At 71.7% G+C, this 6,568-nt stretch carries 6 protein-coding genes and 1 pseudogene; 4 read left to right on the top strand and 3 right to left on the bottom strand.

Features of this window, described 5'->3' with window-relative positions:
- Positions 1-117 precede the first annotated feature (117 nt).
- On the top strand, positions 118-408 hold the full coding sequence (locus ACWEQL_RS25870; protein WP_452152700.1) for a DUF3027 domain-containing protein: 291 nt from the start codon (positions 118-120) through the stop codon (positions 406-408).
- A 7-nt stretch (positions 409-415) separates the two neighbouring features.
- On the opposite strand, the pseudogene ACWEQL_RS25865 reads toward ACWEQL_RS25870, so the two are convergent.
- Positions 416-1,549: pseudogene (locus ACWEQL_RS25865) on the bottom strand (IS630 family transposase).
- Between the two features lie 96 nt (positions 1,550-1,645).
- Here ACWEQL_RS25865 and ACWEQL_RS25860 point away from each other — a divergent pair.
- Entirely contained in the window at positions 1,646-3,010 is a 1,365-nt protein-coding gene (locus ACWEQL_RS25860; protein ID WP_452152699.1) for a hypothetical protein, read from the top strand.
- Positions 3,011-3,070: 60 nt separating this feature from the next.
- Here the strand turns inward: ACWEQL_RS25860 and ACWEQL_RS25855 are convergent, their stop codons facing one another.
- The gene (locus ACWEQL_RS25855) at positions 3,071-3,808 is read right to left on the bottom strand and encodes a barstar family protein (RefSeq protein ID WP_452152698.1); all 738 of its coding nucleotides are present in this window, start codon (positions 3,806-3,808) and stop codon (positions 3,071-3,073) included.
- A gap of 99 nt (positions 3,809-3,907) precedes the next feature.
- Positions 3,908-4,708, bottom strand: coding sequence for an alpha/beta fold hydrolase (locus ACWEQL_RS25850; RefSeq protein WP_452152697.1), 801 nt, complete (start codon positions 4,706-4,708; stop codon positions 3,908-3,910).
- Between the two features lie 227 nt (positions 4,709-4,935).
- On the opposite strand from ACWEQL_RS25850, the gene ACWEQL_RS25845 reads away from it, so the two are divergent.
- Together ACWEQL_RS25845 and ACWEQL_RS25840 are read left to right on the top strand one after the other, a co-directional pair.
- The gene (locus ACWEQL_RS25845) at positions 4,936-5,568 is read left to right on the top strand and encodes an MBL fold metallo-hydrolase (protein ID WP_452152696.1); all 633 of its coding nucleotides are present in this window, start codon (positions 4,936-4,938) and stop codon (positions 5,566-5,568) included.
- A 177-nt stretch (positions 5,569-5,745) separates the two neighbouring features.
- Positions 5,746-6,549, top strand: a complete 804-nt coding sequence (locus tag ACWEQL_RS25840) for a thioesterase family protein (protein ID WP_452152695.1) — start codon at positions 5,746-5,748, stop codon at positions 6,547-6,549.
- Positions 6,550-6,568 lie beyond the last annotated feature (19 nt).

Below are 6,568 nucleotides of genomic sequence, written 5' to 3'. Positions count from 1 at the left end.
GCGCTTCCAGGAGCTCGCTGGTGCCGCATCAGAGAACCTCCGCCCTGTTTCTCGGTGAGAGGATCACTGGCAAGCGCCGGGACTGACGGTCTCGGATCAAACGGGGTGGGGGAGGCAATGGGAGTGGCTACTGGTGAGCCTTGGACGGGCGAGGATCAAGATCACAATGATCGGTGCCATGCGCGCTGGCTCGCGTTGTTGAACCGCTCGACGGCCCAGCCCGACTACCGGGACGAGTGGTATGACGCCCAGTGCGGAGGATGCCGCTTCTGGATCGCGTTGAGCGGGGAGCTCGGCCAGGACTACGGGGCGTGCAGCAACCCCGCCTCGTCATTCGATGGCCGAGTGCGGTTCGAGCACGATGGCTGCGAGAGCTTCGCCGGTCGCGCAGACGGCTCGTTCGGGTAGCAGTCGGTCAGGCGACGTTGGCTCTGGCCACGACCGTGCGGAGGCGTTCGTCGGCGGCGTGCTTGTTCCGCCAGATGATGTAGCGGCGGATCATGCTGCCCTGGGCCTTGTGGCTGGGGTGGTCGGTGCCGTCGAGGGCGAAGTAGCGCAGGGCGGTGAACTGGGCCTCGATCCGGTTGAGCCAGGAGCTGTTGGTCGGGGTGTAGGCGATCTCCACGTTTGTTCGCCGCGGCCCAGGTCCTGACCCGCTGGCACCGCTTGGTGGTCAGGTGGGGTGAGTAGATGTCGCAGATGATCGCGATGCGGACGTCCGCCGGGTGCAGGGGGCGCAGGTAGCGGCAGAACTCCAGGAACTTGGAGCGGTTCTTGGCCTTCTTGATGTGCCCGTAGAGCTGGTCCTTGGCGAGGTCGTAGGCGGCGAACAGGTGCCTCACGCCGTGCGGGCGGGTGTAGGTCGCCCGTCGGCGGGGCCGGGGCTCACGCTCGGGGTCCTTGTGCCGGCCGCCGCGTTCGGCCCGCTGCCGGCCGAGGTGGGGCTGGAGGTTGAGCGGGCCGAACTCGTCTATGCAGAAGACGACTTCGGGCTCACCTTCCTCGGGTATGACCTCGCCGTCGGCGATCGCGTAGAGGTGCTCGACGCGGGCCTTCTTCGTGGCGTAGTCGGGGTCGCGGGAGGTCTTCCAGGTCTTCACGCGTTGAAACGAGACGCCCTCCTCGCGGAGCAGGACCCGAAGGCCCTCGTGGCTGATGTCGTCGACAACCCCCTCGGCGACCAGGAAGTCGGCCAGCTTGGCCAGGCTCCAGGTCGAGAACGGCAGGCCGTGCTCGGCCGGCCTGGACTTCGCGATCTTCTTGATCTCCCGGCGTTCGGGCAGGGTGAATGTCCTCGAGCGCCCGCCCGGTACTTCGGGTAGAGCGAGGCGAAGCCGTCGGCGTTGAAGTTGTGGATCACGTCGCGGACCCGGTCCGCGCTGGTGAACGTGACCTCGGCGATCTTCGCCACGGGCATGCTTTGGGCGGACAGCAGCACCATCTGGGCTCGCCACCAGGTCACCACCGAACCGGTGCCCCTGCGGACGATCCGCAGCAGCCGTCTGCCCTCGCCGTCGTCAATCTCCCGGACCTGCACGCGTTCAGCCACGTGATCATTCTGACGCTCCCGCGCCGCTCGGAACAGCAACCAGGCGGCACGTCACGACAGGGCGAACGTTGCCTGATGCGGCACTAGCGTGGGCGTATGGTCAGTCTCAAGGAGCCGCAACTGTCCGGGCTGGGGCAGAACCCGGCCGCGCCGATCGATGTGTTGGTGCGGTTGGCCGCGAACGGCGCGGGCCGGCACGGGCTGGAGCTGCGCAAAGGGCAGCTGCCGGACCAAGTGGCCGAGGCCTTGCTGACGTACGGCGGCGCCGATTCGGCAGTGCTCATGAACACGAGGCGGGCCTCCCCCGTGATGCGCCGCCGGATCGCCGGGCATCCCGACCCGGCGATCCGCGGCGCCCGTGCGGACTTCGTCCGGACCATGGTCGAGCGTGAGGTCCAGTTGGGCGGCATCGAGGACCTGGTCGAGACCTACGGCCGACCGCCAGCGGAACTCGCGGCCGCGTCCGATCCCAAGCTGCGCGCGATGGTCGCGTGGGCCTGGCGGGAGCGGCCGATCGCCGTACAGTTGGCGCTCCTCACCGATGCCGACCCGAAGGTGCGGGCCACTGCCACCCTGGCCGAGTACCCGGGTGTCCCTCCGGAGTACTACGAGCGCTGCCTCGCCGATCCGGCCGTCCGGTCCAACATCGCACGTCATGTCCCGCTGACGACCCGGCAGTTCGACCGGCTGCTGGCGACCGGGGACCAGGCGGTGCTGCACGCGGTGGCAGGCAACCCGCACCTGACGGCCGACATGGTGGCCTGCCTTCAGGACAGTGCGGACCCGTCCGTGCGCGTTGCGGTGGCCTACAGCCGCCACGTCACCCCCGAGATCCGGGACCGACTGCTCGCACTGGTGGAAGCCGAGGACGCTGCCGGCAGTTCGGACGCCACTGTCGCCCTTCGCTGGTCGCCCTACACGCCGAGCTGGCTGCGAGACGCGCCCCTCGCCGAGCGGCTGACCTACCTCGACTGCCCCCACGCGGTGTTCCGGAAGGTCCTGGCCACCGGGCGGGACCTCCCGGCGGAGGCCTGGCAGAGGCTGGACGAGGACCCGGACGTGTCCGTCCGCCGCGAAGCCGCCGACCGGCCCGACACACCGCCCGATGTCCTGCTACGGCTGATCCGCGACCACGGCGAGAGCTCCCGCCCCCGGCCCCGGCTGGTGGACCACCCCAACTTCCCTCGCCAGGAGCTGCGCGGCCTCGTGGACGAGCCGAACCCGAGGGCGCGCCTCCTCGCCCTGGAGGATCCCGAGCTGCCCGTCACGGAGCTGCGGCGGCTCGCGGACTCCATGGAGGACTTCCTGCGCGCGGGCGCGGCCCGGCATCCCCACGCCGACGCCGACCTGCTGGAACGGCTGTTGATGGACCCGGATCCCCACGTCGTCGAGGGCGCCGCGGCCAACCCCGTGCTGCCGCGCGCACGGATGGACCGCATCATCGCCGACGTCGGCCTGTGACGGAACGGCGGTCCCGAAGCCACTCGGCGAGCCTGGTGGCGTGGCCGGGCGGCCCGTCGTTCAGTCGTCCGGGCGTTCGCGGCGCAGGTGGTCGGAGCGGGACCGGAAGACGTCCAGGGCCTCGTGGATCGAGCATCCGAGGTGTTCCCGGAAGAGCGCGACGCCCTTGACGGCCGTGCCGCCGAGGATCTCCTCGTCCGCGAAGGAGAGCGGGCCGGCCGTCCAGGGGGTGGACGCGGGATCTCCGCCGGGCCAGTCGACGTCGGTCAGAGTGGCGAGCAGCCGACCGTCCGAGAGTGCCACCGCCACGTCCATGCCGCGGGCCACCGCCTCGGCGAAGGCGGCGGGTGCGGTGTGGTCCAGGAGGAGGACGAAGTGCTGGGCGATTCGCCGCCGCCACTCGCTGAGCTCGCCGTCGGCGTCCAGGCGCAGGTTGGAGTGCCAGGCCGCCTCGGCGAGATCCGATACGAGCAGCCCGAGGAAGTCCGCCTTCAGCAGGTCGTCCGCGTGCTCGATCAGGATCGCGAGGTCCTGCTCCCCGTGGCCGGGGCCGTGCCAGTCGTGGAGGCAGTCCACCAGCGCGTGCCAGTTGTGGCCGAAGTAGTCGGGGAACGACAGCTCCCGGGCGAAGGTCCGGAAGACGGACGCCGCATCGCGCAGCTCCCGGCCGTCCAGCCGCAGGACCAGACCGTTGCGCCGCACGAGCGCGGCCGTCTCCGACGCCAGCCACGGATCGGCCGGGGAGGTGAACACGACCCATGGGGAGCGCTGTTCGGTCAGAGTGGGCACGATCGTCATGGGCGAGATCCTCGCACGGCACTCGCTCGGAGCCCGAGCGATTTCGAGCGTCCGCGCGTACGTACCGGTGATGACCTGGGCATCGGGCAGGCCTGCGCCTCAGGCCGTGGCGGAACCGAGGAAGTCGGCGAGCAGGCGGTGGAGTTCGTCGGGCTGTTCGAGGTGGACGTCGTGGCCGGTGCCGGGGAGGCCGACGGCCCGGGTGGCGGGGCGGCGGGTGAGCATCTCGTCGGCATCGGCGGGCGGGATGATGCCGCGCTGGCCGAGGACCAGCAGGGTGGGGCAGCCGATCCGGTCCCAATCCAGCCAGCGGGCGCGGTCGTTGGCGGCGATCGTCGCGACCATGACGTCGCGGTCGAAACGGGGCCACCAGCCTCCGTCGCGCTCCTCCAGACCGGCGGCCCAGCCCTCGCCGACCGCGCCGCCGCCGAGGAAGGCGACGGCGTCCTGCCGGGAGGGGAACGGTGTGGGCCAGGAGTCGAGCCAGCCGGCGATCATCGCGGGCGTGGCCGGGTCGGGTCGGCCGGGCGCGGCTTCGACGAGGACGAGCGCGCCGATGCGGTCGGGATGGGCGGCGGCGGTCAGCAGGGCGGTGTGGCCGCCGAGGGACTGGCCGACCAGGGCCGGGCGGTCGAGGCCGAGTTGCTCGATGACGGCGAGGACGTCGGCGACGTGCGCGTCCCGGGTGACGTCGGCGGGGTGGCGTTCGGAGTGACCGTGCCCGCGCTGGTCGAGGGCGATGACGCGGTGGCGCGCGCTCAACAGGCTTGCCTGGTGGTCCCATTCGCCGGCGTGGCCAGCCAGTCCGTGCAGCAGGAGGACGGCCGGGCCGTCGCCGCCCCAGTCCCGGCAGTGCAGGCGCACGCCGTCACGGGTCACGGTGCGGGACGTCCAGGTCAAGGGGGCTCCAGATGCGCGAGGCCGGGTCTGCCGGGAGTGGTGCGGGATGAGTCCGGGGGTGATGCGGGATGGGGCCGGCCGCGGGCGGACACCTCATCGCTCGTCGCGTCACCGGACTTCGCGAGCCGTCCCCCACGGCTTCATGATCAACAGTAGGGGGTGCGGCCCTCGGCGTACAGCGCCGGCGGATCTGGTGCCGGGCTCGACGCCGGTGCCATAGTGGGCGCATGCGAATGATCAAGTACGGTCACGCCTGTGTACGCCTGGAGGCCGACGGGCGGGTGCTCGTCATCGACCCGGGGACGTTCACGGAGGACGAGGTCCTCGACGGCGCCGACGAGGTGCTGGTGACCCACGAGCACGCCGACCACCTCGACATCGACAAGCTCCTCGCCGCGCGCGAGACCAACCCCGCGCTCAAGGTCCACCTGCCCGGCGCGGCCGCCGACCAGGTGCCCGCACTGGGCGACGCCGCGGTGGTCGTCGAGGTGGGGCAGCGCTTCACCGCGGCCGGGTTCGAGGTCGACGTGGTGGGCGGGAAGCACGCCGAGATCTACGAGGGCCTGCCGGGCTGCGCCAACGTCGGGTACGTCGTCGACGAGCGCCTCTACCACCCGGGCGACTCCCTGTTCGCCCCGTCCGCCCCGATCGAGACCCTGCTCGTCCCGGCCGCCGCGCCGTGGCTCAAGCTCGCCGAGGCGCTGGACTTCGTCCGGGCGGTGAAGCCGGCCCGCGTGTTCCCGATCCACGACGCGATGTTCAGCGACCTCGGGCGCGAGAACTTCGGCGGCTGGATGCGGTTCAAGGGCGGCGACTTCGAGTACGGGCTCCTGCGGAGCGGGGAGCACGCCGAGCTCTGAGCCGGGGCCGGCCGGGCCGGGGCGCACCTCGACGGCACGACGGGGGTGGACCGGCCCGGCCGGCGAAGCTGTGCGGCAGATCACGATGACCGGCGGGATCGCGGCTCCCTACGATGCGTGACGGAGGTTCCTACCCCCACGAACTTCCCGCCCCGCACCGCCCGAGGAGAACATCCCGTGACCACCGGCACCGTCGCGCGCGAGAGCTACTACGAGCGGACGGGCGAGCGCAGCTACAAGCCGACGGCCCACGCCGGCGGCGCGTGGGACGCCGACGAACAGCACTTCAGCCCGCTCGCCGGGCTCGTCGTGCACGCCATCGACCGGCACCTCGCGGGACGGCCCGAGGGCCTGGCGCTCGCGCGGATCAGCTACGACATCCTCGGCCGGATCGCCCTCGACGAGTGCGAGATCACCGTCGAGACCGTACGGCCCGGCCGGACCATCGAACTCCTCGAAGCCGTGGTCGTCATCGGCGGCCGCCCGGTGGTCCGCGCCCGCGCCTGGCTGCTGGCCACCCTCGACAGCTCCGCCGTGGCCGACAGCCCCCACGAGCGGCTGCCCGCCCCCGAGGAGCTCACCCGCTGGGCGATGGACGAGGAGTGGGACGGTGGCTACGTCTCCTCCATCGACGTCCGCCGGGTCCCCCCGCGGCGGCGCGGCCGCACCTCGGCCTGGGTGTCCTCACTCGTCGACCTGGTCGCCGGTGAGCCGGTCAGCCCGCTCGCCGCGTACATCGGCCTCGTCGACACGGCCAACGGCATCGCGGTGCAGCAGGACCCCACCGCATGGATGTTCCCGAACCTCGACCTGACCATCCACCTGCACCGGCAGCCGCGGGGCCCCTGGACCGGCCTCGACACCACCGTCACCTTCGGCCCGACCGGCCAGGGCCTGACCAGCAGCGTCCTCCACGACCTCGACGGCCCGGTCGGCCAGGCGGAACAGATCCTCACCGTCCGGCCGCTGGCCCAGGGGTAGGGCACCTCGCCACGAACCG

This window comes from Kitasatospora sp. NPDC004240, assembly GCF_053603215.1.
This window is presented reverse-complemented; position numbering and strand designations above follow the sequence as displayed.

Bases quoted from the DNA above. Each gene is read 5' to 3' on its own strand.
- ACWEQL_RS25870 (WP_452152700.1), top strand. From the start codon at position 118: ATGGGAGTGGCTACTGGTGAGCCTTGGACGGGCGAGGATCAAGATCAC.
- ACWEQL_RS25860 (WP_452152699.1), top strand. From the start codon at position 1,646: ATGGTCAGTCTCAAGGAGCCGCAACTGTCCGGGCTGGGGCAGAACCCG.
- ACWEQL_RS25855 (WP_452152698.1), bottom strand. From the start codon at position 3,808: ATGACGATCGTGCCCACTCTGACCGAACAGCGCTCCCCATGGGTCGTG.
- ACWEQL_RS25845 (WP_452152696.1), top strand. From the start codon at position 4,936: ATGCGAATGATCAAGTACGGTCACGCCTGTGTACGCCTGGAGGCCGAC.